This is a genomic window from Segatella copri, assembly GCF_019127135.1.
Lineage (GTDB): Bacteria > Bacteroidota > Bacteroidia > Bacteroidales > Bacteroidaceae > Prevotella.
Genome location: NZ_JAHOEA010000179.1, coordinates 1 through 576, shown reverse-complemented (window position 1 = coordinate 576; position 576 = coordinate 1). Strand labels below are relative to the sequence as shown.

2 protein-coding genes are annotated in these 576 nt (G+C 49.3%); both read left to right on the top strand.

Annotation, left to right across the window (positions count from 1 at the left end; all coding sequences use genetic code 11):
• Positions 1-253 (top strand): hypothetical protein (locus KSW37_RS15750; protein ID WP_217743537.1); only part of this gene is annotated, 253 nt, incomplete at its 5' end.
• A gap of 144 nt (positions 254-397) precedes the next feature.
• On the top strand, positions 398-576 hold a 179-nt coding region (locus KSW37_RS16230; protein WP_217315393.1), incomplete at its 3' end, for a DUF4248 domain-containing protein.

The window sequence follows — 576 nt, the reverse complement described above, 5'->3', positions numbered from 1 at the left end:
CGATACGCCGTCCGAGTTCTGCAAGTTTGTTACGGCGAGTGATGTGATGGATCGCATCTGTACGAATCCCGCCTTCCGCCAGTCGATGTCGAACAAGGACATCTCGAAGTACATGGAGGTGCTGGGATTCAAGAAGATTCACCGCAAGACGGGCAACGGCTGGAAGGTGATAGAAATGCGTCCTGACGAGATAGAGAACAACCAGAAGATGGATGGCAGCGAGGATATTCCGCCCGAGGATCTCCCATTTTAGGAAATTCTGCTTCGGAGATATTTTTTTATCTTTCGGAGATATTTCCGTATCTTTCGGAGGGATTTTCTTATGATTCGGAGAGATTTTATTCTAACAGGCAGAAGAAAGAAGCAACTGACAAAAACAGACTAAAAAGAACAAATTATGATAGAAGACAGAAGTTACGGGAAGGCAGAGCTCGCCATGCTCTACTTTCCCACCGCTACCCCCAGGGTAGCGCTCAACCGGCTGGTGAGATGGATCAACCGGTGTCCCGAGCTCAAGCAGAGCCTCTGTTCGGGCTACGCCGGCAAGTTTTCCCACTTCTACACCCGGCAACAAGT